Origin of the sequence: Trichormus variabilis 0441 (assembly GCF_009856605.1) — a bacterium.
Classification (GTDB): Bacteria; Cyanobacteriota; Cyanobacteriia; order Cyanobacteriales; family Nostocaceae; genus Trichormus; species Trichormus variabilis.
The window spans coordinates 1,840,190-1,866,048 of the sequence record NZ_CP047242.1; the positions used below are offsets into that span (position 1 = coordinate 1,840,190).

19 protein-coding genes are annotated in these 25,859 nt (G+C 42.0%); 8 read left to right on the forward strand and 11 right to left on the reverse strand.

Annotated features, from left to right (window positions below):
- Nucleotides 1-129: 129 nt before the first annotated feature.
- Both wecB and argC read right to left on the reverse strand, forming a co-directional pair.
- Nucleotides 130-1,242 carry a non-hydrolyzing UDP-N-acetylglucosamine 2-epimerase gene (wecB, locus tag GSQ19_RS07340; RefSeq protein WP_011317313.1) on the reverse strand — a complete coding sequence of 371 codons (1,113 nt, stop codon included), beginning with the start codon at nucleotides 1,240-1,242 and terminating at the stop codon, nucleotides 130-132.
- Nucleotides 1,243-1,301: 59 nt separating this feature from the next.
- Nucleotides 1,302-2,270, reverse strand: coding sequence for an N-acetyl-gamma-glutamyl-phosphate reductase (gene argC / locus GSQ19_RS07345; RefSeq protein WP_011317314.1), 969 nt, complete (start codon nucleotides 2,268-2,270; stop codon nucleotides 1,302-1,304).
- A gap of 260 nt (nucleotides 2,271-2,530) precedes the next feature.
- Between argC and GSQ19_RS07350 the strand changes: the two genes are divergently transcribed.
- A complete protein-coding gene (locus GSQ19_RS07350) occupies nucleotides 2,531-2,716 on the forward strand; it encodes a DDE transposase family protein (protein WP_011317315.1) in 186 nt (61 codons plus the stop codon).
- Nucleotides 2,717-2,760: 44 nt separating this feature from the next.
- Here GSQ19_RS07350 and ctpC read toward each other — a convergent pair whose 3' ends face one another.
- Both ctpC and ispG read right to left on the reverse strand, forming a co-directional pair.
- Entirely contained in the window at nucleotides 2,761-4,047 is a 1,287-nt protein-coding gene (ctpC, locus tag GSQ19_RS07355; protein ID WP_011317316.1) for a carboxyl-terminal processing protease CtpC, read from the reverse strand.
- 201 nt (nucleotides 4,048-4,248) lie between these two features.
- Nucleotides 4,249-5,475 carry a (E)-4-hydroxy-3-methylbut-2-enyl-diphosphate synthase gene (gene ispG, locus GSQ19_RS07360; protein WP_011317317.1) on the reverse strand — a complete coding sequence of 409 codons (1,227 nt, stop codon included), beginning with the start codon at nucleotides 5,473-5,475 and terminating at the stop codon, nucleotides 4,249-4,251.
- A gap of 410 nt (nucleotides 5,476-5,885) precedes the next feature.
- Between ispG and GSQ19_RS07365 the strand changes: the two genes are divergently transcribed.
- From GSQ19_RS07365 to GSQ19_RS07380, 4 genes are all read left to right on the forward strand, one after another.
- Nucleotides 5,886-7,910 carry a right-handed parallel beta-helix repeat-containing protein gene (locus tag GSQ19_RS07365; protein WP_011317318.1) on the forward strand — a complete coding sequence of 675 codons (2,025 nt, stop codon included), beginning with the start codon at nucleotides 5,886-5,888 and terminating at the stop codon, nucleotides 7,908-7,910.
- Nucleotides 7,911-8,269: 359 nt separating this feature from the next.
- A complete protein-coding gene (gene bcp / locus GSQ19_RS07370) occupies nucleotides 8,270-8,749 on the forward strand; it encodes a thioredoxin-dependent thiol peroxidase (protein WP_011317319.1) in 480 nt (159 codons plus the stop codon).
- 132 nt (nucleotides 8,750-8,881) lie between these two features.
- A complete protein-coding gene (locus GSQ19_RS07375; RefSeq protein WP_011317320.1) occupies nucleotides 8,882-9,508 on the forward strand; it encodes a type I restriction endonuclease in 627 nt (208 codons plus the stop codon).
- A gap of 3 nt (nucleotides 9,509-9,511) precedes the next feature.
- On the forward strand, nucleotides 9,512-10,678 hold the full coding sequence (locus tag GSQ19_RS07380; protein WP_011317321.1) for a cysteine desulfurase family protein: 1,167 nt from the start codon (nucleotides 9,512-9,514) through the stop codon (nucleotides 10,676-10,678).
- A gap of 25 nt (nucleotides 10,679-10,703) precedes the next feature.
- Here the strand turns inward: GSQ19_RS07380 and GSQ19_RS07385 are convergent, their stop codons facing one another.
- The 5 genes from GSQ19_RS07385 to GSQ19_RS29690 all read right to left on the reverse strand — a co-directional run bounded on the left by GSQ19_RS07385 (nucleotide 10,704) and on the right by GSQ19_RS29690 (nucleotide 19,184).
- Nucleotides 10,704-11,675: a cyanophycinase gene (locus GSQ19_RS07385; protein ID WP_011317322.1), complete on the reverse strand. Its 972-nt coding sequence runs from the start codon at nucleotides 11,673-11,675 to the stop codon at nucleotides 10,704-10,706.
- Between the two features lie 164 nt (nucleotides 11,676-11,839).
- Complete coding sequence (locus GSQ19_RS07390; RefSeq protein ID WP_011317323.1) at nucleotides 11,840-13,027, reverse strand: glycosyltransferase family 4 protein; 1,188 nt, start codon at nucleotides 13,025-13,027, stop codon at nucleotides 11,840-11,842.
- A 729-nt stretch (nucleotides 13,028-13,756) separates the two neighbouring features.
- Nucleotides 13,757-15,568, reverse strand: coding sequence for a translation elongation factor 4 (lepA, locus tag GSQ19_RS07395; RefSeq protein WP_011317324.1), 1,812 nt, complete (start codon nucleotides 15,566-15,568; stop codon nucleotides 13,757-13,759).
- Nucleotides 15,569-15,888: 320 nt separating this feature from the next.
- Nucleotides 15,889-18,780, reverse strand: a complete 2,892-nt coding sequence (locus GSQ19_RS07400; protein WP_011317325.1) for a glycerol-3-phosphate acyltransferase — start codon at nucleotides 18,778-18,780, stop codon at nucleotides 15,889-15,891.
- A 287-nt stretch (nucleotides 18,781-19,067) separates the two neighbouring features.
- Nucleotides 19,068-19,184 (reverse strand): RNA polymerase subunit sigma, encoded by a 117-nt coding sequence (locus tag GSQ19_RS29690; RefSeq protein ID WP_162470531.1) that lies wholly within the window; start codon nucleotides 19,182-19,184, stop codon nucleotides 19,068-19,070.
- Between the two features lie 368 nt (nucleotides 19,185-19,552).
- Between GSQ19_RS29690 and GSQ19_RS07405 the strand changes: the two genes are divergently transcribed.
- Nucleotides 19,553-20,503, forward strand: coding sequence for an SGNH/GDSL hydrolase family protein (locus GSQ19_RS07405; protein ID WP_011317326.1), 951 nt, complete (start codon nucleotides 19,553-19,555; stop codon nucleotides 20,501-20,503).
- Between the two features lie 188 nt (nucleotides 20,504-20,691).
- On the opposite strand, the gene GSQ19_RS07410 is transcribed toward GSQ19_RS07405, so the two are convergent.
- Nucleotides 20,692-21,306, reverse strand: coding sequence for a hypothetical protein (locus tag GSQ19_RS07410; RefSeq protein WP_011317327.1), 615 nt, complete (start codon nucleotides 21,304-21,306; stop codon nucleotides 20,692-20,694).
- A 314-nt stretch (nucleotides 21,307-21,620) separates the two neighbouring features.
- Nucleotides 21,621-23,210 (reverse strand): helix-turn-helix domain-containing protein, encoded by a 1,590-nt coding sequence (locus GSQ19_RS07415; protein WP_011317328.1) that lies wholly within the window; start codon nucleotides 23,208-23,210, stop codon nucleotides 21,621-21,623.
- An 829-nt stretch (nucleotides 23,211-24,039) separates the two neighbouring features.
- On the opposite strand from GSQ19_RS07415, the gene fdxB reads away from it, so the two are divergent.
- Both fdxB and GSQ19_RS07425 read left to right on the forward strand, forming a co-directional pair.
- Nucleotides 24,040-24,333 carry a ferredoxin III, nif-specific gene (gene fdxB, locus GSQ19_RS07420; RefSeq protein ID WP_010996669.1) on the forward strand — a complete coding sequence of 98 codons (294 nt, stop codon included), beginning with the start codon at nucleotides 24,040-24,042 and terminating at the stop codon, nucleotides 24,331-24,333.
- A gap of 548 nt (nucleotides 24,334-24,881) precedes the next feature.
- Nucleotides 24,882-25,856: a cytochrome c oxidase subunit II gene (locus GSQ19_RS07425; RefSeq protein ID WP_011317329.1), complete on the forward strand. Its 975-nt coding sequence runs from the start codon at nucleotides 24,882-24,884 to the stop codon at nucleotides 25,854-25,856.
- Nucleotides 25,857-25,859: the final 3 nt, after the last annotated feature.

Sequence of the window (25,859 nt, forward strand, 5' to 3'; positions counted from 1 at the left end):
GAGAATGTGAGTTCGACAGAACCTAACCCCAACCCCTGCTTATCCGAACCGTATTGCATGGATAGGGGTTCTTCCGAATTTATCGAACTCACGTCATTGAGAGTGTTCAAATCTTTTTTGTAAACTACTTCAGCTAGCGAAATAATTCTGCACAATTTCTAAAATGCGTTCGGCTGCATGACCATCACCGAAGGGATTAATGGCATTAGCCATCGCATCATAAGCTACTGGATTACTCAATAACTCACTGGCAGCAGAGGAAATAGTTTTACTGTCAGTACCAACAAGTTTAGCTGTACCCGCCGTGACTGCTTCCGGTCTTTCTGTCGTTTCCCTGAGAACCAGAACTGGTTTACCCAGACTAGGCGCTTCTTCTTGCAAACCACCAGAATCAGTCAATAAAAAGTGCGATCGCCCGATTGCTCCCACCAGTTCGGCATAATCGAGGGGTTCTGTTAAAAATACCCTTGGATGACTCCCTAGTAATGCTTGCAATGGTTCACGGACTGTAGGATTGCGGTGTAGGGGTAAAAGCAAGGCGGTATCAGGAAACTTATCTAATATCTGCAAAAATCCTTGAGCGATCGCCTGTAGTGGCTCACCCCAATTTTCCCGCCGATGAACTGTAGCCAATAGCACACGATATTCATCCCAGTTTAAACCAGGTACATCGCAAGCTGGTGCATTGGCGGCTACATATAATAAAGCATCGATTACAGTATTACCAGTTAAGTGAATTTTCCCCAAAACACCAGAACGCTGCAAGTTTTCCACAGCCAAAGTCGTTGGTGCAAAGTGCAACTGGGTAATTTGGGAAATCAACCGCCGATTAGCTTCTTCTGGGTAAGGATTAAATAATTCATCTGTTCTTAACCCAGCTTCCACATGACCTACAGGAATTTTTTGGTAAAAAGCTGCTAAACTTGCCGCAAAAGCTGTTGTCGTATCTCCTTGCACCAGGACTAAATCTGGCTTATTTTGAATAAATAATCCTTCCAAACCGCGTAAGCTGCGGCAGGTAATATCACTTAGAGACTGTTGAGGCTGCATAATCTCTAGGTCATAATCCGCCTTGAGATGGAATAACTGCATCACTTGCTCAACCATCTCACGATGCTGTCCAGTTAAAATCACTTGCAGCTCAAAGTCTGGAGATTTTTGGAAGACCTGAATTACCGGAGCTAGTTTAATTGCTTCGGGGCGTGTCCCTAAGATAATGCAAACTCGTTTTTTATTAGTCATTAGTCATTAGTCAGTAGTCATTAGTTATTAGTCATTAGTTAATCTGATAACCAATAACGTCATAATCCTAACTCTTCTGGAAGACCTAGCATAATATTTAGGTTTTGGACGGCTGCGCCTGATGCACCTTTGCCAAGGTTATCTAATCGAGCCACTAACAGAGCTTCTTTCGTATTATCGTTAGCGAAGACGAAAACCTGAACAATATTAGTACCGTTAACTGCCGTTGCGTCTAAAAATGTGCCGTCACGTAACAGGCTAGGGTCTTTAAATGAAGCTACCTGCACAAACTTTTCCCCTTGGTAGTATTGGGCGATCGCTTGATGAATCTCTTCACCCGATGGCGGATTGTCCAAAGTCCACAGAGGTAAGGGTATTTGTACCAACATTCCCTGCTCGAAGTCACCCACCGCAGGGATGAACAATGGCGGTGATGCTAACCCAGAATGCTGGTGCATCTCTTTAACGTGCTTATGTCCGAACTGTAAACCATAGATACCGAAGGGATAATCTGAGGTTGCGCCTTTCTGCTGCTCGTGGAAGCTATCATACTTTTGGATCAAGCTCTTACCACCACCAGAGTAACCAGACACCGCATTAATTGTTATGGGGAAGCTACTGGGAAGAATACCTTGAGCTATTAACGGACGTACACAAGCTAAAAACCCTGTAGGATAACACCCCGGATTGCTGACAAACTGAGCATTGGCGATTTTTTCTCGCTGTCCTGGGTTCAGTTCCGGAAAACCATATACCCAACCTTGAGCCGTGCGATAAGCGGTGCTAGCATCAAGGATTTTCACCTGACTACTGTGAACTAAACTAACAGCTTCCCTCGCTGCATCATCAGGTAAACAAAGAATGGCTACATCAACGGAATTGAGTAATTTTGCTCGCTCATCCGCATCCTTGCGCTTCGATGCTGCAATACTAACTAGCTCAATATCATCTCGCTCGTTGAGGCGTGAGTAAATCTGTAAGCCTGTAGTTCCCGCTTCCCCATCAATAAAAATCTTTGGTTTATTCATAATGGCTTCAGCTTTTGTATACTGAATTTTACCTTAGGGAACACCAAAAAATAAATTATCCGAAATCGATGGTTTGGTAGGGTGCGTCAGTATGAATAATTTCTGAGTATAGTTGGGATCTATCGCACTGACGCACCCTACATTTAGGGTATTTTTGATTACCTTTTATGGAAATTGTGAGGATGTAGCACGAAAATGATAGAGTTCCTAATGCTAATCCCAGACAATTTTTCCGATAAAAATAAAGTTTTTATTAATATATGAATAATACACAAACTTGGTATATTGTCAAGCAAAATACTGGTAGCTGTGACATTATCCCCAGCGAAAAACTTGGGGAGAGTAATTCAGAGTTTGTTGAACAGTGGGGGCCTTTTGACTCAAGAGAAGATGCGATCGCCCGTCGCATCGGATTAATCAGGGCTGGTAAGTGCCAACCACAGTAAGTTTAGGGAATGTGGGGAAATTTATTCCCCATTCACTAACTGCCTTACTTCTTTTCTGCTGTTGGCGTACCTTTGGCAGCAATCTGTTTACCTAAGATTTCCACTGCTTTAGCAAATTGCAAATCGTCCAATGTGCCGAGTTTTTCGCGCTCACGTAGCCACAAATCTTGGCGTTGGGCATCCGTTAATTCTACTTTCACATCGGGATCAATACCATGCTTGTTAATATCCCTATCATTGGGAGTTAGGTATTTGGCGATTGTTACTGCCAATCCTGAGCCATCATCTAGAGGACGGACTGATTGTACTAAGCCCTTACCAAAAGTTTGAGTACCTACAATAACAGCACGCTTATTATCTTGCAATGCGCCGGAGAGAATTTCACTAGCACTGGCTGAACCTTTATCCACCAAAATTACTAAAGGTTTGTTTGTCAAAGCGCGTCCGTTCGCCACTTCTCTTTCTCGTTCTCCTTGGCGGTCAACAGTAGAGACAATTGTGCCTTTATCCATCCACATCCGCGCAATTTCTACACTGGAAAAGAGTAAACCACCAGGATTACCACGTAAATCCAGAATATAACCAGCTACTTGTTGTTTTTCTAAATTTTTGATGGCTTCCTGCATCTCTTTACCAGCATTGGCGCTGAACTGGTTGAGACGAATGTAGCCTACTTTACCAACAGAGGTTGGCTTTTGAGAATAGCGCACCGGATGAATTTCAATCCGCGCCCTTGTGATTTTGAATTGTTTTTCTTGATTGCTGCGCTGAATCGTCAAGGTTACTTGTGAGCCAGCTGTACCTCGGATCAAATTTACAGCTTGATTAGTATCCATCCCCTTGGTGCTTTTACCATCAATTTTGAGGATGACATCTTTAGCTAAAATGCCAGCTTTAAAAGCTGGGGTGTCTTCAATTGGTGCAATCACTACCAATTGCTTAGTTTTTTCATCCTGACTGATGGTGATACCAATCCCTGTAAGTTCTCCGGAGGTATCCACCTGCATATTCTTGAACTCCTGAGGGTCCATAAACCGAGTGTATGGATCATTCAGGCGTTTGAGCATTTCCCGTATGGACTTATAAGCTTCCTGCTGGTTACTGTAGGACTTGTTTAAGTATTCCTTACGAACAGCCTGCCAATCCACTTGGTTAAAAGTGCCGTCTACGTATTGACGCTGAACGATTTGCCATACTTCATCTACCAGTTCCTTGGGACTTGCTTTAAATAAAGCCTGACCGCGCGAGTGGATGCCAAGGCTAGTAACTGCGATCGTGGAGAGTGTCACTGCCGTAGCACCCAAAACAAGCCTACTTTTTGTAATCACCATAATGACAGCTGCGTCAGAGGGAAAGATTTATAGTCAGTATGCTCAATCTAACACAGGGTAAAGTGTAACGACCGAGTATGTATTCCTAACTTCATCAAAATACTTTGTAATCCGGCGACCTAGCCGATTGTTGTTTACAGAAAGTTTATGAATAAATGTGGGAGTAGGGAGTTATTACTTCCCTCTGCTCCCCTGCTTCCTCTAAGGATCTACCCAGCGACCATCAGCTTTAATGAGGTTAATTAATTCCTCAACGCCTTTATCTTCTGGAACTTTTTTAATTTCTTCTCTGCCACGATATAAAGAAATGTAACCAGGAGTTTTACCTACATAACCGTAGTCAGCATCAGCCATCTCGCCTGGGCCATTGACAATGCAACCCATAACAGCAATGTCTAGTCCTGTGAGGTGTTTAGTAGATTCACGTACTTTATGTAGTACTTCTTCTAAGTTAAATAAAGTACGACCGCAGGAAGGACAAGCTACATATTCCACCATTGTTTTCCGCAAACCTAAAGCTTGCAGAATGCTGTAACAGACTGGAATTTCCTTTTCCGGTGCTTCTGTTAGGGAGACGCGAATAGTATCACCAATACCATCAGCTAATAATGTGGCAATACCTGCTGTGGATTTAATCCGTCCATATTCACCATCACCAGCTTCGGTGACACCTAAATGTAAGGGATAATCCATGCCTAAATCATCCATGCGTTTAGCCATGAGGCGATAGGCGGCTACCATCACGGGAACTCGTGAGGCTTTCATGGAAATGACTATGTTGCGGAAGTCTAGAGATTCACAGATGCGAATAAATTCTAAAGCTGATTCCACCATGCCTTCTGGAGTATCGCCGTAGGTAAATAACATTCTCTCAGCGAGAGAACCATGATTGACACCAATACGCATGGCTTTACCTTGGTCGCGCAGAGTAATTACCAAGGGTGCGAGAGTTTCGCGGATTTTTTCGCCAATTTCTTCAAATTCGGCTTGAGTATATTCAGTTCTATTGGTGTTGGGTTTCTCAAACACATACAAGCCGGGGTTTATCCGTACTTTTTCAATATGTTTGGCAACTTCCAGGGCAATTTTCATCCCATTGTGGTGTACGTCAGCAACAATTGGCACATCTTGGTAAGTTGTAATGAGTTTTTGTTTAATTTCTGCCAACGCTACGGCGTGAGCTATGCTTGGCACTGTGACACGGACGATTTCACAGCCAATTTCGTGCAAGCGCCGAATAGCGGCTACGGAACCGTCGATATCAAGAGTGTCTTCGTTAATCATCGACTGCACCACCACAGGGTAGCCACCGCCGATGGTGACATTACCCACTTTTACCGGACGGGTTTTACGACGCTTGATTGTCGTATCAAATGTGCTTTGGTTGGCTGTATTACTGGATGTTGTGGGTGTCGGCAGAGTTTGCATAACCTTACTTAGGTGGATTTGCTGTAGTTAAAATATCAGATTTAAAAGCCTATGTTTCTCAGAGTGCCACAGTAGGAGCTTTTTTGAACCATGAAATGGAAAAATCATGATGAAGAAAGGTCAAGTCGCTTCTCTGCGAGACGCTACGCGTTAAGCGAAGCTATGCCGCAGGCTTTACGCTCCAATTCAAAATTCAAAATTCAAAATACCCTACGGTCAATAGTCAATAGTCCAAAAACCTTGATTTTGACTATTGACAATTGACAAAAAAGCCAGAAAATTAGCAACACTACGTAAGTACTAGGATTGTGAGACTTAAAAGCAGAATAGCTTATTGCGATCGCCTAATTTATGATGAAGAATCCCGATCAGGTTAAACTATTCTGATAAAACTGTTACTTGCCGAAGCGATGAGCCTCTGCATAAACCCTCAATGCTCAAAACCGCAAAACCCTGATAATGTCCTGTTTTGTCAGAATTGTGGCTCAGAATTACTTCTGGAAGGACGCTACCGAGTAGTTAGTGTTCTGGGAGGTGGTGGCTTTGGTAAAACTTTTGCAGTCAACGATACACGTACTCAAACAGCAAAAGTCCTTAAAGTCCTAATTAACAATCATCCCAAAGCAGTGGAGCTATTTCAACGAGAAGCCGAAGTTTTAGCTCTACTCAATTATCCCGGAATCCCGACAGTAGAAGCAAATGGTTATTTCGTGTATTTTCCGCGAAATAGTCAAGAACCAATGCACTGTTTGGTCATGGAAAAAATTGAGGGTTTAGATTTAGGTCAATATTTAAGACAAAGAGATTATCGACCCATTGACCAAAAGTTAGCTTTGCAATGGTTCAAAGAAGTCATGATAATTCTCCATCAAGTCCATCAGCAAGGCTTGTTTCATCGAGATATTAAACCATCAAATATTATGTTGCGGGCGGATGGTCGTCTGGTGCTGATAGACTTTGGTACAGCGCGGTCAGTGACGGGAACTTACATAGCCAAGCAAGCGGTAGGACAAGTCACAGGGGTTATTTCCGCAGGTTACACACCTTCAGAACAAATTAACGGTCAAGCCGTACAGCAATCAGACTTTTTTGCTTTGGGACGTACCTTCATTTATTTATTAACAGGAAAAGAACCATCTGACCCAACAATTTATAATTATTTAAATGATGAATTACGCTGGCGTGATGGACTACTTTCTAGTGGAAGTAATAGTGTTACGCCTACAGTAGGCGATCGCCCTAATATTCTGCCACAGTTTGCAGATTTACTCGATCAAATGATGGAGCGTTTACCTGCCCAACGCCCACAAAATACCCATATAATTTTGCAACGGTTAGCAGACATTGAAAAAAGCTTGCAACCACCTCCACCACCTCCACCAAAACCAAAAGGATGGACGAGACGACGGTTAATTGCAGTAGTTGGCTTCAGTAGTCTAGGGTTAACTGGGGCTTTAGCTCTATCTAGATTATTACCAAAGACTACTTTGATTGTGTCTCAAGAAGGCGGTGGCGACTATAAAACTATTAGTGCAGCCATAGAAAATGCTCAACCAGGGATGCGTATTTTGGTACGTCCTGGTCTCTACCAAGAAAGTTTAGTACTCGACAAAGCATTAAAAATTATCGGTGATGGGGTCAAGGCAGAAATTATTATCGAAAGTAAAGACGCAGGTTGTCTTGTAGTGAAAACTGACCAAGCTGAAGTCAGAGGCTTGACTTTCCGTAGTCGTGTGGGAACGGAAAACAAGCAGTATTTTGCTGTAGATATATCCCAAGGACAGGTAATTTTAGCAGACTGTGATATTACATCTGATTCATTGTCGGGAATTGGTGTTCATGGCGCTACAGCTAACCCAGTCATTCAAAAATGCCAAATTCATGATGGTAAACAAAGTGGAATTTATCTGTATGAAAATAGTCGCGGAACAATAGAAGATTGTGATTTCTTTGGGAATACAACCACGGAAATCACCGTTGATGCAGCGCAACCGATAATTCGTCGTTGCAAAATACACCAAGATAAAGAAGGCGGTATTTTATTTCGTAATCAGGCTCAGGGAATTGTAGAAGATTGCGATATTTTCAACAATAATCTATCCGGCATAGAAATTAGAGATAGTAGCAACCCCACCATTCAAAAATGCCGAATCCACGATAATCAACAAGGTGATGGTATCTTAGTTCACCTCAACGGACGTGGGACAGTGGAAGACTGCAATATCTTCAGTAATGGTTTTTCTGGTGTAGAAATTAGAGACAGGGGAAATCCTGTGATTCGCAGATGTAGTATCAATAAGAATAAATATTATGGGGTGTACGCCTATAAAAATAGTACGGGTACAGTAGAAAACTGTGATTTAACTGGTAATATTCGCAGTGCCATTAATGTCGATGAAACTTCTCAGTTACAGCGTAGCGGTAATGTAGAGTAGGGACTAAAGATCATGGAAGGGATGAGATGCGATCGCATACCATCGTGTAATTATAAGTATATAACGCCGTGTGCAACTTTCTCTGAAATCTAACCCCCAACCCCTTCCCTGTCTTCGACACGCTACGCGAACGCAGGGAAGGGAAGTAAGATTCAACGTAGAGACGTTCCATGCAACGTCTCTACAGTTTCAGGAGAGGTACCCTGCGGGTACTCCTGCGGAGAACTCGTAGAGTAGCAAGTTATGGAGAGGGGTTTCAAAAATAAGTCGCACATCGCGTTACATAGCAACCCAAAATTACCAATTACCAACAAATATTCTCAGTATTTCCGACAGCAAAATATTATATCAGTACAATTATGAGTAACTTTCCCCAAGCCGGACAGCCAGCACCCGATTTCTCAACTCCTGACCAGAACGGTAATTTAGTTAGCCTGAATGATTTTCATGGTCAATGGGTTGTGATATATTTCTACCCCAAAGATGATACCCCTGGATGTACCACAGAAGCCAAAGATTTCACAGGTTTACATGAGGAATTTCATCGATTAGGAGCCAAAATCTTAGGAGTTAGTCCCGACTCTGGTAAGGCACACTGCAAATTTATTGACAAACATAATTTATCGATTACCCTATTAAGTGACCCAGAACATCAACTCATAGAAGCCTATGGTGCTTGGCGCTTAAAGAAATTTATGGGCAAAGAATATATGGGTGTAGCGCGCTCAACTTTTTTGATATCAACTGATGGCATCATCGCCTATACTTGGCCTAACGTCAAAACTAAAGGTCATGCTCAAGCGGTATTAAATAAGTTGCAAGAATTAACTAATAGTTGAATCAAGTTGCTAAAACTATCAAGCTGAGTAAATAATTATTACCTGATACTACGCTTTGTATATTTTTATAATCAATACTATTTTACAAAAATTGTACCTACAATAAATAGTAAGCTTTCTATTTTCTGAACTATGGTTCAATTTGTCCAAGCACAAAATATCGGCATTGCCTATTTAGAAGAAAGATTTGGTCTGCAAATATCAAAGGATGAAAATTTTTTCAGAGAATGGTTTGAGTTACTACCGGAAATTACAGATGTAGAAAAGCAATATTTAGATAGAGCAAAATTTCAATTTCTTCGTTTAGTAAATCGCCCTCCGATAGCTGAAGAGACTGTAAAATTAGTAATTTTATCTCCATTGTTGGATTTAGCTGGATTCTATGATGAACCTTTTTTTATTAGAAGTGAGCAATCTATAGAACTTTCTGCTGATCAGGAAGGAGAAGTTGTTAGAGGGAGAATTGATGTTTTAGTTCTTCAACAACGATTATGGTTATTGGTAATTGAATCAAAAAGGTCTAGTTGGTCACTATTGGAAGGTATACCTCAAGCATTAACTTATATGATAGCTAATCCCGATCAAGATAAACCCATATTTGGATTAGTAACAAATGGTAGTGATTTTATATTTATAAAATTAACTAATAATGCTGGGTTACATTATGCCTTATCTGACCAATTTACTTTATTTAAGCGAGAAAATGAATTATACAAAGTTCTCAGCATATTAAAAAATCTTAGTCAAATTTTGAGCTAGTTTATGTCTAATCGTCCTATATATCTTGATTGTCACGCTACCACACCTCTAGATGAACAAGTATTAGCAGCAATGCTACCTTACTTTACGGAAAAATTTGGCAACCCGGCTAGTATCGGCCATATTTATGGTTGGGAAGCAGAGGCGGCTGTGAAACAAGCACGGGAAATTTTAGCAGCAGCAATTAACGCTAGTCCAGAAGAAATTGTCTTTACTAGTGGGGCTACAGAAGCGAATAATTTAGCGATTAAAGGTGTGGCTGAGGCTTATTTTCAAAAAGGTCAGCATATTATCACTGTTGCCACTGAACATCATGCTGTACTTGACCCTTGTGAATATTTAAAAACCCTTGGTTTTGAGATAACTATTTTGCCAGTCCAAGCAGATGGATTAATTGATTTAGCCCAATTAGAAAAAGCGTTGCGTCCTGAGACAATTTTAGTATCGGTGATGGCGGCTAATAACGAAATTGGGGTGTTGCAACCTTTGGCAGAAATTGGGGAAATATGCCGCAGTCACAATATAATTTTTCACACAGATGCAGCCCAAGCTATTGGCAAAATTCCTCTCGATGTGCAAGCGATGAACATCGATTTGATGTCTCTGACAGCCCACAAAGTTTACGGGCCTAAGGGTATTGGTGCATTATACGTCCGCAGGCGCAATCCCAGAGTCCAACTCGCACCCCAGCAGCATGGCGGCGGACATGAACGGGGAATGCGTTCTGGGACGTTGTATACACCGCAAATTGTCGGTTTTGCCAAAGCTGTAGAAATCGCCCTCGCAGAACAGACAATGGAAAATCAGCGCCTTACCCAGCTAAGGGATAGATTGTGGTCACAACTTGCACAATTGGAAGGAATACACCTCAACGGACATCCCACCCAGAGACTAGCCGGAAACTTGAATATCAGCATTGAAGGGGTGGACGGTGCTGCACTCCAGTTGGGTTTACAGCCTGTTGTGGCGGTGTCTTCTGGTTCTGCTTGTTCCTCCACCAAAACTGCGCCCTCCCACGTCCTCACAGCTTTAGGAAGTCCAGAAAAACTAGCCTATGCTTCTATTCGCTTCGGTATTGGACGCTTTAATACAGCAGAAGAAATTGATATAGTAGCGAAATATGCGATCGCTACTATTCAAAGTTTACGTAAACAAGCAAGTTTGGTATAGGAAGAAACTTATTCCCAACCGTCAACTAATAAGGGTCTGAATTGAACCTCCCGCGCTTCACACTCCTGAAGTAATAACCCCTGGCTGGTGGATTATTTAAATCAAAAGTGTCGCCACAGGGGATACGCCAAATTTTGTAGTCAGAATATGTGAGTGGTGTCCGGGGTTTGCAGATTTCTGGGGGATGGTCGCCTAAGACGAAATAAGCGGCGTTTCTCCCCAAGACTTTTGCCTTACCATATTTATCTACAACAACTGATGTCTCCTCACTAATGGCTATCCCTAAGGCACTTCTAGACACACCATCTTGAATTTGTCTGGCAATAAAAGCCATGATTCTTCCCATGCGTTTACGACTATCAAAGTGGGTGTCAATGATGGTTCCTTGTAAATGTGACCATTGGAAGAAGTTGTAGGTAAAGGTAATGTTTTGGTAAGGGTCTTCAAGTGCGTCTTTGGTTTCGATGGGGTCTTCGCAAGCACAAGCGTCGTAGATGAAATCACTCAAAATCATTGCCCCTGCGCTAGTACCACCAACGGCTCCGCCTCTGCGGTAAACTGACGCTACAGCTTTTTCTAACTTGGTGTTTTTCCAGCTACGAATATATTGACATTGGTCGCCACCTGCGAAGAAAACTACACCAGCATTGAGGACTTTCTGGACAATATCATCTCTGTTAGCATCTTGGCGATTGCTGATAACCAACGTCTGCACGGAGTTTACACCGGACATTCGATAAATCAGGTGATTGTAGTCATTCCCGCCGTAAGTGCGGAGAACGACAACGTTAACCTTAGCGGTTCCCCTGACTTGGTTAATCATCCACTGAATAGCCGCTTCCACATCCGGGCCGCCCCCACCTAAGTTAAGGACAGGGCCAGCTAGGGCAGGAAGAACCTCGACAGTGTTGCCCTGAAACAAGAGTTTCAGGTATGCTGTAAGACGGGATATAAAATTCTTCCAGCACTTTGCTATATTTGGGAATGCCCTTGTCATACGAACCTTTTGGAGCAAACTGCAACTATTGCTTAATTTCGCACTCCAAAGGCTAAAATTCCCAGCGTACAGGGCTTGTACTGTTTGTTAGCGCTGGATAACGCCAAGTAATTATTGATTCCCTGAGTTTCTCTGCGAAAACCTCAGCTTGTCTTTACATTTTGTTACCATTCAACTTGCGATCGCTCTTTCACCACTCGTTGATAAACAGCTTGGGTTTGTTGGGCTAATTTCGGCCAGCTAAAGCGGTGTTCCAAATCCTTATAGGCGTTATCAATCAGCCATTGACTATAACCCGGATTTTTCAAAACTTCTAGAATTCCCCAAGCCAAAGAATCGTGGTTATTCACCCAAGTTACGATACCTGTTCGGGTATGCTGCACTACTTCAGGGAAGCCGCCTGTATCGGACACCACTACGGGAACCCGCGAGGCGAAGCTTTCTAAAGCTACAATCCCAAAGGGTTCGTAAAGACTAGGAAATACTGCACAATCAGCCACAGTTTGGAATTTGTCCAAATACTCATCGGAAAGAAAACCGGTAAAGTAACATTTGTGCCAAATTCCTAAATCCCAAGCCTGACGTTTAAGATTGTCAGTATTACCACCACCAACAATCACAAATTTTACGTAGCCGCCCATTTCTGATAGGACTTTGGGGGCTGCATTGATTAAATTTGATACACCTTTTTCATAAGTCATGCGACCAACATAGTAGACAATCTTCTCATGGTCTTCGGCAAATTGACGACGAAAATCTTGAGCATGAAAATCTTCGTGGTGCTGTTTCTTTTCTGGTCGAATACCGTTATAAATCACATCGATTTTATCCCAGGGACTTTCTAGGGTGCGCCCTACTTCTTGGCGCATATAGTTGGTACAGACGATAATTCGCCAGGCGTTGTAGGCGAGTAGGTTTTCTTTGTCGTGAATGTAGCGTTGGGTGTCGTTGTGAATCCCGTTGTAGCGTCCGTATTCTGTGGCGTGGATAGTAGCAATCAGGGGAATTTTAAAGTTATGCTTAAGAGCGATCGCTGCATCTCCCACTAGCCAATCATGGGCATGGATTAAATCAAACGGCCCTTCCTCCGTAATTAACTTCCCACCGTGATGTCCCATGCTTTGGTTCAGATTAACTACCCAGTGAAAAAAGTCATTACTATGAGAAACTGGTACTCGATGTACGTGTATTCCCTCCACGACTTCGTACATCGATGCTTGACCAACTTCTACCGTAATTAGATGGATTTCATGCCCTAGCTTTACCAGTTCAGGATATAGTTCCGCCACATGACGAGCAATACCGCCAACTATTCTCGGTGGAAATTCCCAACTTAGTACCAATATCTTCATTGACTAAACTCCCCAATGCTTTCAGCAATTAAAAATTAAGAAAATTCCTAACGGTCAGCATTTTGGCTTTTGTGACCTTGGAACGTAAAAGAACGTTAGCTGATAAATATCTAAAAATATGAGATTGACACTTACACAGAATTTGGTTACTAAAATTTTCGGATTTTTTTACATTTTTTGCGATTTTAGTGGGAAAAAGTTATCAGAGCTTTAATGAAGGTCTTTAGATTAGCTGATCAAAGCCACATTAAAATGAAGTCTCTTACCCCTCACCAGTAGGTGGAGTGTAAAATCTAAGATATAAAATTAGAAAAGCTTATAGTATACATTTTTCCACTAATAACTATCAAAAGGAACAATTTTAAATTTTAGTGGAGTGTAAGTTGCAGGAAATTGCGTATTTTTACGTAGTTAATTAAAATCGTTTTTACAATATTTATATTTAAGCCCCTCTCCGCGTCGGAGCGGATGTTTCCTCCGTTCAGAACTTTTCAAGAGAGAGGGGTTTGGGGAGAGGTCATCGAACTCACGTCTACTTATATGTCTTGATGATATCCTTGAAGTGATTAAAAATACAAGAATGTAGAAGGTACATTCTGTCCTTCTACATTCTTGGTAAGCATGAATTTAATTAAATATGCCGATGATTTTCTGATGGTTTTCCTAATGCAGATACGCAAGATGAGACATCCAGCCTAGTTAGCTGAGTCAGGCACTAAGCTATAGTCTCTAGCTTTGATCTAAACGCAAGACAGCCATAAAAGCTTCCTGGGGTACATCGACTGTACCAACAGATTTCATCCGCTTTTTACCTTTTGCTTGTTTCTGCAAGAGTTTCTTCTTTCGGCTGATGTCACCGCCATAACACTTGGCGAGTACATCTTTACGCAAGGCGGGAATATGTTCGCTGGCGATGACTTTGCTACCAATAGACGCTTGAATGGGGACTTTAAATTGATGACGAGGAATTAATTCCTTGAGTTTTTCCGCCATTGAACGTCCCACACCATAGGCTTTATCTCGGTGAACAATCATGGCTAAGGAATCGACAGGATCACCATTAATCATGATGTCCAACTTCACCAAGGGGTTCTCACGATAGCCGATGAGGTGATATTCCATACTGGCATAACCACGCGATCGCGATTTCATTTGGTCGAAAAAGTCGGTAACAACTTCTGCCAAAGGAATTTCGTAGGTGAGGGTGGTACGTCCTTGGGTGAGATATTTCATATCTTTGAAGATACCCCGGCGATTTTGCGACAACTCCATTAAAGTGCCGACATAGGTTTCCGGTGTAATCATTTCCACTTTGACGTATGGTTCCTCAATCCTTTCGCGATCGTTGGGGGCTGGTAAATGGCTAGGATTATCTATATACAGTTCTTCGCCTTTGGTGGTGATGACTTTATACACCACGGAGGGGGCTGTAATAATTAAATCTAGGTCATACTCTCGTTCCAAGCGTTCCTGGACGATTTCCATGTGCAGCAAACCCAAGAACCCGCAACGGAAGCCAAAACCCATCGCGCTGGAGGTTTCTGGTTCGTATTGCAGTGCGGCATCATTTAGCCTCAGTTTCTCTAAAGCTTCCCGCAAGTCTTCAAATTGATCGGCATCAATGGGGAACATTCCACAAAAAACCATTGGATTGGCTTCTGTGTAGCCAGGTAAAGCTTCTGCTGCTTTGGCGTTGCATAAAGTGATTGTGTCACCCACCCGCGCATCAGCTACCGCTTTAATGGCTGCGCCGAAATAACCCACTTCCCCAGCGTGGAGTTCATCCACGGGTTTTTGGGTGGGAGAAAGAACGCCTAATTCATCGATTTCGTATTCTTTCTCGGAAGCCATGAGATAGACGCGATCGCCTTTTTTCACGGTTCCATCCATCACACGGAAGTATACAATAACACCACGATAGATATCATAATAACTATCGAAGATTAATGCTCGTAGGCGCTGATCAACTGTATTGGGTGGTGGTGGTATACGCTCAACAACGGCTTCAAGAATTTCACTAATGCCGATTCCTTCTTTAGCAGAAGCGAGAATTGCCCCACTGCAATCTAGACCAATAATTTCTTCAATTTCACCGATTACCCGGTCTGGTTCTGCCCCTGGTAAGTCGATTTTGTTCAGAACTGGGATAATTTCTAGATTATGTTCAAGAGCTAAATACACGTTTGCCAGAGTTTGCGCCTCAACCCCTTGAGATGCGTCCACCACTAACAAAGCGCCCTCACAAGCCGCCAAACTGCGGGAAACTTCATAGGAAAAGTCCACATGGCCTGGCGTATCAATTAAATTCAGTACATACTGCTGCCCATCTTTGGCTTGATAATTCATCCGGGCAGCTTGCAGCTTAATTGTAATGCCGCGCTCCCGTTCCAAATCCATGTTGTCGAGAAACTGTTCCTTCATTTGCCGCTCGTCAACAGTGCCAGTGGCTTGCAGTAAGCGATCGGCCAGGGTAGATTTCCCATGATCGATGTGAGCAATAATACAAAAATTGCGAATGCGAACTGCGGGAACGTCAGTCATATACTAATCTGTGCTGAAGCAGCAACCAAGGTTAAAAGAGCATTTTACTTCATGTATTTTAATGCTTTATTAGTCAACGCGCATTAAGAAGACGGGAGGGGAAACAATTCAAAATTCAAAATTAGGAATCAATGACTTACGCACCACTCTGATTTTTCACGCTATGTGGAAAAGCTAACGAGAAACCTAACCCCCTAACCCCCTTCCCTCATAGGGAAGGGGGAAAAGTTAAAGCCTCTACGCCACTTGCGTGACTGTCGCGGGAAACCCTTTCGGCAGTTCCTTCTCCTTGCAGAGGAGAGGTTTGCCCTACACCCTAATCATTCTGGTCGTAAATCGTTGGATAGTTCCACAATCCCCCTAGACCCGTCGATTCTGACTCGTTGACCATCTTGCAGAATCCAGGTTGCGCCTTTAACATCCATCACCGCAGGTATACCGTATTCTCGTGCGACGATCGCCCCGTGGGAAAGTCTACCGCCGGCTTCTGCAACTAATCCTCCGGCTCTGACTAAGAGAGGGGCCCAGCCGGAATCTGTATAGGGTACTACTAGTATTGTATCTTTATCGATGTCTGGTAAGTTCTGTAAGTTTCGCACCACTTTGATTCTGCCTTCGGCTTGTCCGTGGCTGGCGGCAATACCTTGTAATATTTGGTCAGAGTATACGTCTGTGGTTTCTGAAGGATGGGGGGGTATATTACCGTAGACTACCAGGGGGACTTGTTCAATTTGACTGTCTTGGTGGAATTGCGATCGCCTAAATTGGATTAGTTCGTTTAAGCTAACTCTTAACTCATTATTGGTATCTGCTAATAAATCTCGTAATTCATCGAGTTCTAAAAAGAAGATATCCCCTACTTGCTTGAGTACTCCTGATTTCAGCAGAATTTTTTCTAAAGCCACGAATCTCCACCGTAATTCGGCTAATAGGCGCGAATAAAGCTCGGTGACTCGCCCTTTAATATCTACTCGTCGTTGTACAGTCCCCCGTTTGCGTTTCGGGGCGACAACTTTTTTGGCTTCTAATTCGGCTTTTTCTGGCTCACTGAGTTGAATTAACTGGACAAATAACTGTTTGATGGGTTGGGGGTCTTCTTTCCAAGTGGGGACAGCGATATTTGTGCCGACATCACTCAAATAACCGTAATCTTCCAATAATTCGTTAAATTCATAGAGGATTTTTTCTCCCCCTGGGACTTGCGCCAATGTATCGAAGACTTGCTCAGGTTCACACTCTGGTAATATCTGTTTGGCATCTACAGCTAAAGCTCTGAGTGAGCGTAAAGCGGCTACTTCTGGGGTGACGCTGTTATCAATTTGCTCATCTTTCACCCGAAAAACTCCCTGTCTGATAGCGGCACTCAGGGGAGCTAAAATGCTGTAATAAGTGCCACGGCGCATCAATTCTAGGTTGAAATCAATCCCGGCTAGCAGTTCTCCTATCTCTTGTTCCTCTAGGGAAACATTGGCTAATTGAGATAACCCCGGAATAAATACCTTTTGGTAATCTTGTTTAAAGTCTTTCTCTAAATTGAGTTCTTGTTTCAGTAACTTGAATAATCCCGGCAGATTTTGTAAGGTGGACTGCAACGGCGGTTTACTGATTTTTGCACCCCTCGTTAAAAACTCTAGACTTTCTGGCGGTAATCCCATCCTGAGGAAAATTTCTCCTAGAAGAGAGGCGTTAAAGTAGGCTCTAGAGTAGTGCAGGGTTGCCGTTTCTGTAAAATCCAATCCTGTAGAGCGATCGCCTAACACTATCGTAAAAATATCACCCCAAACGCTACAAGTTAAGGGACGATTAATCGACCAAGTTAAGGGATGCACCACACCTGGAATCACTTCCGCCGCGATTTTCCTTGTCCAAATGGGTAATAAGGTGGTGATTGGTCTTGCTTGCAATAACCACAGGGTTTGACCGTCGTAACTCCACTCGATATCTTGAGGTACTCCCAGATAACGCTTTTCCAGCCGACGAGCTAAGTAAGCCACTTGTTTAATTAATGCCTGGGGTACTCTTCCGGTACCTTCTAGTTTCACCGAAGACAAATTATCGGCCTCCAGCACAAAAGCCCGATATTGTTCTGGTGTGACTTTGCCGGAAACAACTTGAGTAGGGCTACCGGGTAGGGCTTCGATAATCACCGCATCACCTTGCTGGGTAATAGGATCACGGCTAAAAGCTACCCCAGAATAGGCGCTTTGGACTTGTTGTTGAATCAGGACTGACATGGCTGTGTCGGGTAAACCGCGATCGCGCCGATACTGCACAGCCGGTGAATAATTATATGATTCTCTGACTTCTGTAATGGCTTGTTGTAGTTGCTGATAACTGGCAACTTGGATCACTGTTAAATATTGCCCAGCCGCCGAAGCCTGTTCTGAGTCTTCCCCAATGGCGGAAGAACGGACAACTATGGGTGATAATTCGGAAGGTTGGAGGAATTCTAATAACTTTTCTGGATCGTCTCCAGGGGTGAGTACCCAACCCTTTGGTACTTGATAACCCCAGCGCTTAATTTGAGATAAAGTAGCGGCTTTGTGTCCCACGATCGCCGGATCTAACTCATCATCTAAACTGAGGATGACATCATTGCCCTGTAAATATTCAAATGCGCCTTGTGACTCTGCATCTACCTCTTGGGAAGACAAATCCAAGTCGTCAGGAATTTTCTTATAAATCCACCATAACAATCCCGCTAGTGCTACAGCACTAATAATTTTAGGAAAGTCTTCGGCGTGGAGAAGCACCACAAATAAAGGAAACACAAATAAGACCCCGTACTTTACCACATTTCTCGACTGCAACAGGGTGAAGCTGATAATTGCCAACAGGCTCACAAAAATTGTTAGCAGGGGATCATGTACTAATAATCCCCAAACTACGTTGGTTGTCCCCGCCCCTCTGCCCATAAAGTACCTACCGAGTACCAAAGCTATCAGGGAAAGCAATTCCCAAAATGACCCCTCAGGGAAGAAAGCACGAGCAAGATAAATTGCAGCGACTCCTTTAAGGGCTTCTGATACAACCGCTAAAATCCCAGCAATTGTGCCACCGTGGTAAAAAGCTGCGGAGACACTGATATTTCTTGTACCTATTTGAGCTAAACGTCTCTTCTTGAGCGCGTAAGTAATCCAAGCAATTACAGGTAACGCGCCCAAGAAGGGACAGACAATTAATATAACTAAGGCACCCCAAAGTTCTCTCATTTATGAATTTTTGATTTGAGATTAATCTTGCACTTAAAACCTCAAATCTTCAATATCTAAAGTTTTTCTACAATTTTGGCTGCTGATTCTGGGGATGTTGTTAGTCGCTTGACGAAGACACATACTGGAAATCGATGAGGACTCACGCAATGAAAATTTGTGAGGATTCAGGGGTATGAGGATATGAGGGTTTAATAGCTTTTGATCCTTACCCATAACCCTAATAGGTATGTTTTCATACGTAAGCCCTCACTGTATTTCTGATGTCCCTCTAAGCTATTACACGCTCAGTTGAGTGCGTAAGCTGCTTGTAACGCCCAAATAATCAAACCAGCGATCGCTCCCAACAGTAATACTGTAGAGACGGTAACTACTTTAGGGGAATCGGCCCCTTCAAATTTCATAATTCCGCGATTTAAGTCGGACATAACTCTGTAATCCTCCTTTTTGACTGGGCTAATTTACCCGTTTTGATTTTAGTCTTTCTATTCGCTGATCAGGCGAAATTACTAATAATATTTTGTTTAAGCTTTGCAACATTTCCATCAACAATTTTACTGACTCCTCCAGACTAATTGTTCAGTTTTATACGAAATAATCAGGATGAAAGAATAGGGAATAGGAAATGAAGAATTGCTCAAAAGTCTGTGTTCAATAAATTTACGCAGAAATATTCCATCACATCAAGGGTGATATTTTATTTGTAAAAATGAGTATAATCATTTACTTTGAATTTAGTTATTTTCCGCGTTTAAGGAAGGGTTGGTGATAAATGAAATTAGTATTAACAATGATTTCGCTAATAACCATAGGATTACTAGCCCTGGAGATAGGGTTGCGATCGCTCTTTGGTTTTGGTAACCCTTTGGTTTACATCGGGGATCAGCATATTGGTTACTTGTTAGCTCCTAACCAGCGTACCCGTCGCTTTGGTAATCGCATAGAAATCAATGAATATTCTATGCGCAGTGCGGCGATCGCCAAAACACCTGCACCCGCCACACTGCGGGTTCTACTGTTGGGGGATTCGATTATTAACGGTGGTTGGTGGACAGATCAAACGAATACAATCTCCAATTTGATGACAGTTTCCCTTAGTTCAGCAACTCATGACAATTATCGCCAAGTGGAAGTACTGAATGCTTCGGCTAATTCCTGGGGGCCGAGAAACGAGCTAGCTTACTTGCAACGTTATGGTAACTTTCATGCCCAAATAATCGTGCTAGTACTGAATACTGATGATTTATTTGCCACTGCACCGACATCTTTACCAGTAGGACGCGATCGCAACTATCCAGACAAAAAACCGCCCCTAGCATTAATAGAAGTATGGCAGCGTTACATCCAAAAACCCCAGTCAATCCCAGAATTAGCCGCATTACAGAAAGAAGGGGGCGATCGTGTGGGGATTAATCTGGATGCTGTTAGTAAAATTCAAACATTCGCCCGTCAGAATAATAGCCAATTTCTGCTAGTGATGACTCCCCTATTACGAGAACTAGGTGAACCAGGCCCCCGTGATTACGAAATCACAGCACGTCAACGCCTGAAGGACTTTGCTCAGTCTCAGGAGATAAAATATATAGATTTTTTACCAATATTCAACGCCACAAATAACTTTAAAGCCTTATACAGAGACCATATTCATCTGAGTTTACAAGGAAATCAGCTAGTCAGTAAAGAAATTGAGCAAGCGATCGCTTCTCTTACTCATACAAAATAGGATGCTTATAGCGTTTCCCAATCCACTAAGGTACTAAGTAAAAATCCTCCGCGCCCCTCTGTCTTGAAAAGTTTCCTACGGAGGGAGACCCTCCTACAGAACTTTTCGCTGCGTTTAAAAAGAATAAATCTTTACCTCACTTGCTTAGAAATTGCTATATTGCAATACCCACTCTACATAGTTGTGAATTACTCATTATTTTCCCGAATCCACAGCGCCAAACCGCCCCCGCGTCCACGGGCGGCAATAAAATCCTGTGTCACTATAAAGAAAGCAAAAAATGCTTGTTTCGCTATGGATTGGCTGTAAAAATCTGCGTAATTACCTTTTCCAGAACGAATACTTTGTTGGTAAACTTTCCGACCAAATACATTAATATACATTTGGGTAAAGTCAAAAGCTAAAAGATTTTTCTTACCTAAATATTTAGCTGGGCCTGTAAGTTTTAATAATAATGACCCCAACTGTACCTGGTTGCCAACTTCCCCTCTGTTAACATCCTCTGTTGAACCAGAACTGAAGGATATATAAATTTTGGTAAATTGGGGTACATACCAACCCTTACCTAAAATTATTCCCCCGCGTTTTTGCGCTTTTTTCGTTCCTGTTGCAAAACACAATCGCCATTGTCCAACTAAACTATCAAAATCATAAGTTAGGTGTTGTTTCTTAGCTGATGTTTCTGCTTGTAACAAAGCATTTACTATTACCTCTGGGTGGGGACGAGTTTTGTTTTGTTCACGATAAGCCGCCGCCGCTTCCCATAAAATATTAACAAAGTTGTCTGTAGTGGTAGATGTCAAGTCGCTTCGCTCCAATTCAAAATTCGTCTTGAAAAGTTTCCTACGACGGGAAACCCGCCTACAGAACTTTCCGCAAAATTCAAAATTTAAAACAATTATGGGCAATGCCCATCATACGAAATAGTAGGCTTTTTAGCTTGATAATTTTAGCGATAAGCAAGTGATATAAAATGTGAGTATATAGATTTTAACTGATTTATGTATGTTTTGTGATTGGATAATTATAAAAAATTAACCGCCGATTAATAATAGTAATTTGAGACTAAATAACAACAGACATCGACGGTTTAACTTATGAAATTGCTGCTTATCGCTTAAGCAATGTGTAACACTTTGCGTAAAAGTGTTTGGTCTTCTAGCTTCGCTTTTAAGCGACCATTTTCTATGTCTCGAATCCAGCTTTGGCTTTTACCAGTGAGCTTTGCTAATTCCCGTTGAGATAAATTCAAACTTTTGCGAGCTTGCAAAATTTGCTCACCAACTAAATCACCTGCGGTTTTTATTTTTTGTCTACTCTTAGCAGTTCGCCGTTGTTTTTTTTCTGATTCGGCAATTTGTCTTTCCCATTCTGGCGGTAATTCAAAGGATAAAATCCGCGCATTCATCAACAGATTCCACTTACCACGGGGGCCGCTATCGGTGAGGCGAGTTTCACCACCTGCATCATTAATCCAAAACTCTAATGCTTCGTCGGGATCTTCAGGAATATCTACTAATTTTGCCCATAGGGGTTGGATAGCAGGAGGATAAGTGATGGGATCGAAAATGGGTTTAATTCCTAAATGATTTAGTACTTCTAAATCATTTTCAAATGTCCGCAATAAGCGTTTGCGTTCTTCTCTATGTCTAGTAGCAAGGTTGACTTTTTCTTGACCATAAGCAATGCGTAGTAAGGTAGGAACAGTGATGCGTTGTTCCTTGCCCATTTTGGTTTTAAATAATAACCACAGCATTAATTTTACGGCTCCTTCATGCTGCTGCCAAATACTCATAACGGTGGTTAACAGAGTCTTGGAGAGGCTGCCATATTGATAGAATGCAGTGCGTTCTTTGCATCCTTGCTTGTTTAAGAAATATTGGCTCCATGTCCCGGCTTTGACTTTAAATGTTAGCCCAACGAGATATTTACAACCCAATTTATCTTCTTGAAAGTGGTGCTGAATACTTACTAAGTCCCACAAGCGGCTATTGGTGACTGAAAACCCCTTGACTTGCCCTTGCTGAGGCCAGTCCATAGAAATAATAAGTGAGCAAGCTTGCTGCACAAGATTTTTCATTAGGGCTAGTTTGGCAGCTTTGCTGAGGTCTTTGCGTTTCTCTAACCCTAAATATTTTTCTAGCTGTCGTTCGTCAATGGTAAACTCCTGTTCCCAAGGTTTATCTAAGGCTGTAGCGTGGGCAGATAGAATTAAATGGATACAAGCTGCCCTAATATCAAATACCTCAATGGCTGCTACATTTTTGGCTTTTTCGCTGACTTGGAACGGGTCTTGGATATAAAAGGTAATTTTTCCTCGTCCTTGGTTGACGGCTCGACTGTAGCAGAGATAGCCTGCTTCGTCAGTTTCCCAGTTCAGGGCTGTACGTTGCGCTAGTAGGTTGCAGGCTTCCCAAATTGCGATCGCCGATGCAAATGGGTTATTCTTCCCATTAGAAAATAAGTCTGGGCTAGTTGCATCTCGCGGTTCCACTCTACATCGCCCCTTCTTTGCTTGCCACGGTATGGGGGATTTTACTGGACAAGCTATCACACACTGCGGTTCAGCATAATAACCCTCACAATTATTACAAAGAGACGGATCTATCCAGTATTTATTGTTTTCGATTTTGATTGCACCCGTAGGACATTGGGGACGGCAGTTGTCACATCCAACGCAACTGTTGTTAGGAATTGTATAAGGCATATAACTTTCTTCCCACCCTAATCGTTGAGATGTTTGGCTCAAGTTTCCCCCTGGATGTGTCCTGTTGATTGATAACTAACCATTTACTTAATTAGCTATCCAGCAAAAATATTTGATTCTTGCCGAAATAATCGCTCACATCCATCTTGAGATTTTGCATCCAATCATTTAATAAACATTTCATAGCTAGTTTGATAAATTTGTTCATAATGAGCCTGCAAATGGTTTTAAAGAATTTAAAAAATACTTCGCTTGCGAACATTTTGTTAAGCCTTAGTCCCTTAACCAAAATAGCTCTGGCGAACATTTACGTTTAGGAAAAATGTGATTAATCATCATTATTAATAGCCTTAATATTTCCTGTGGTTTAATTATCTTCCCTGAAGATAGCCGATGACATGGGTAATTTAATTATGGGTCAAGGATTTAACCCCAAACCACGTATATTTAAAGACTATTTATATAGAAAATATTATCAATTTATTTAAGGCTGATATATAGATGACATTTTGGCAATAAAAATATGTAGCGCCTTGTATTCGCAAATACCTCTTGGCTACAGAAGTCAACTATTTAAACTAATCTATTATAGTAAGTTTCTCACCGGATAAAATCAATAAGTATTTTCACATTAAACACATCTTTGTAACTAATAATAAAATTTCTCATTAATATTTAAAACACAAAATCAGCTAAAAAAATGTATAAAGTCAGGGAATTTTGATTCTCACAAATCAATAGATGAACAACAAAAAAATAGATAATCTTAAGTTAAGATGATGATTAAAGCACTGGGAAGTTTATTGGCATAATTGCCAGGAGAATATACATGGCCGTACTCACAGGATTGACCTTTGGAGGCAACACTTGGACACCTAAATTTGCCGAATCAATTGATAAAGACAAATGTATCGGTTGTGGCAGATGTATTAAGGTATGTGGTTATCCTGTGTTGGATTTAAAAGCACTCAATGAAGAGGGTGAATTTGTAGAGGATGAGGAAGATGATGAAATCGAGCGCAAAGTCATGGTAGTTGCTCATCCAGAAAACTGTATTGGATGTCAAGCTTGCGCACGGATTTGTCCTAAGAACTGCTACACCCACAACCCATTAGAAAATTAAGTTTTTCACCATAGGACATGATTATTCGCAAGGTAACAAGAGGGGAAGACAGAATTCAAAATTCAAAATTCAAAATTCACTCATAGCCTATGACAAGGCTACGCCAACAAAATTCAAAACCTGGAGAATACAGTAGGTTTTGGGAATTTGAAGGATGATACATTGAGTTTTGTTTTGTTTCTGTACCAAGAAATACCGAGAATCAACAAAAAGTTCACGGTAAACAAACTCGTAAATCACTAACTGTTAAATATTAAACAAAGCATACTTGCTGTTAAAAATAATTGTGTCTTTTTGATTTCAGTAGCTTTGGAGAGGTAAAAGCTACTTGGGCGATGGCGAAAAATATATTGTTAAGTTTTGGGGGAAAGATATGAAGATATCTGGAATAATTCCCCCAATTTTTATGGGCATAAGTTAGAAAGTTAATAAGTGAAATAAAAAGGGACTGGGGATTAGGGACTAGGAATTAGGTACTGGTGTTAATGAGGCGATTACCAATTAACAATTCTCAATTCCCAATTTCGATAAGTAAATGAGTAGGTGGTATGCAGCAAATTCCTGTTTCACTCTGGACTCTAATTGCTGGAATAGTAGTTGGAGTAATCAGTCTTTGGATTGGTCAAAATCATAACCTACTACCTATTCAAGCATCAGAACAAGCGCCTTTGGTAGACGGATTTTTTAATATTATGTTTACCATTGCAGTGGCGCTGTTTTTGGTAGTAGAAGGTACGATTCTGATTTTCTTATTTAAGTATCGTCGTCGTCGGGGTGATAATACCGATGGCGTACCAGTGGAAGGGAACGTTCCCTTAGAAATTTTTTGGACGGCAATTCCATCAATAATTGTGGTTTGCCTGGGTATCTATAGTGTAGATGTCTTCAACCAAATGGGAGGATTAGAACCTGGGACTCATCCCCATGCTTCCGCTCATGTGGCGCACTCTTCAGGTACTGCATTAGCAGCAACACTAAACGATACCTCGACATCTGCAATTAATCCGGGAATTGGGATTGGTGCAAGTCCGACAACTGCCGGTAAAACCGCAGACTTAGTTGTCAATGTGACTGGGATGCAGTTTGCTTGGTTATTCGATTATCCTGATAACAGTGTTTCCGCCGGAGAACTACACGTTCCGGTAGGCGCTGATGTACAACTTAATCTTTCAGCACAGGATGTAATTCACTCATTCTGGGTTCCCCAATTCCGACTGAAGCAAGACGCAATTCCTGGGGTTCCTACCGAATTAAGATTTGTGGCTACCAAACCAGGGACATATCCGATAGTGTGCGCTGAACTTTGTGGTGGTTATCATGGTTCGATGCGATCGCAGGTTATTGTCCACACACCAGAGGAGTTTGATAGCTGGCTTGCAGAAAATCAGGTTGCTCAACAACAAAATCTACATCAGGCTGTTGCAGTTAACCCAGCTAATTTATCAACATCCGAGTTTCTTGCACCTTACACCCAAGATTTGGGAATTAGTGCAGATACGTTGCAGGGAATGTCCGTTAAGTAGAGA

Coding starts and splice junctions, on each gene's coding strand:
- GSQ19_RS07385 (WP_011317322.1), bottom strand. CDS start 11,675: ATGACAAGGGCATTCCCAAATATAGCAAAGTGCTGGAAGAATTTTATA.
- wecB (WP_011317313.1), bottom strand. CDS start 1,242: ATGACTAATAAAAAACGAGTTTGCATTATCTTAGGGACACGCCCCGAA.
- lepA (WP_011317324.1), bottom strand. CDS start 15,568: ATGACTGACGTTCCCGCAGTTCGCATTCGCAATTTTTGTATTATTGCT.
- GSQ19_RS07400 (WP_011317325.1), bottom strand. CDS start 18,780: ATGAGAGAACTTTGGGGTGCCTTAGTTATATTAATTGTCTGTCCCTTC.
- fdxB (WP_010996669.1), top strand. CDS start 24,040: ATGGCCGTACTCACAGGATTGACCTTTGGAGGCAACACTTGGACACCT.
- GSQ19_RS07380 (WP_011317321.1), top strand. CDS start 9,512: ATGTCTAATCGTCCTATATATCTTGATTGTCACGCTACCACACCTCTA.
- ispG (WP_011317317.1), bottom strand. CDS start 5,475: ATGCAAACTCTGCCGACACCCACAACATCCAGTAATACAGCCAACCAA.
- GSQ19_RS07350 (WP_011317315.1), top strand. CDS start 2,531: ATGAATAATACACAAACTTGGTATATTGTCAAGCAAAATACTGGTAGC.
- GSQ19_RS07415 (WP_011317328.1), bottom strand. CDS start 23,210: ATGCCTTATACAATTCCTAACAACAGTTGCGTTGGATGTGACAACTGC.
- ctpC (WP_011317316.1), bottom strand. CDS start 4,047: ATGGTGATTACAAAAAGTAGGCTTGTTTTGGGTGCTACGGCAGTGACA.
- GSQ19_RS07390 (WP_011317323.1), bottom strand. CDS start 13,027: ATGAAGATATTGGTACTAAGTTGGGAATTTCCACCGAGAATAGTTGGC.
- GSQ19_RS29690 (WP_162470531.1), bottom strand. CDS start 19,184: ATGAAATTTGAAGGGGCCGATTCCCCTAAAGTAGTTACCGTCTCTACA.
- GSQ19_RS07425 (WP_011317329.1), top strand. CDS start 24,882: ATGCAGCAAATTCCTGTTTCACTCTGGACTCTAATTGCTGGAATAGTA.
- argC (WP_011317314.1), bottom strand. CDS start 2,270: ATGAATAAACCAAAGATTTTTATTGATGGGGAAGCGGGAACTACAGGC.
- GSQ19_RS07375 (WP_011317320.1), top strand. CDS start 8,882: ATGGTTCAATTTGTCCAAGCACAAAATATCGGCATTGCCTATTTAGAA.
- bcp (WP_011317319.1), top strand. CDS start 8,270: ATGAGTAACTTTCCCCAAGCCGGACAGCCAGCACCCGATTTCTCAACT.
- GSQ19_RS07405 (WP_011317326.1), top strand. CDS start 19,553: ATGAAATTAGTATTAACAATGATTTCGCTAATAACCATAGGATTACTA.
- GSQ19_RS07365 (WP_011317318.1), top strand. CDS start 5,886: ATGAGCCTCTGCATAAACCCTCAATGCTCAAAACCGCAAAACCCTGAT.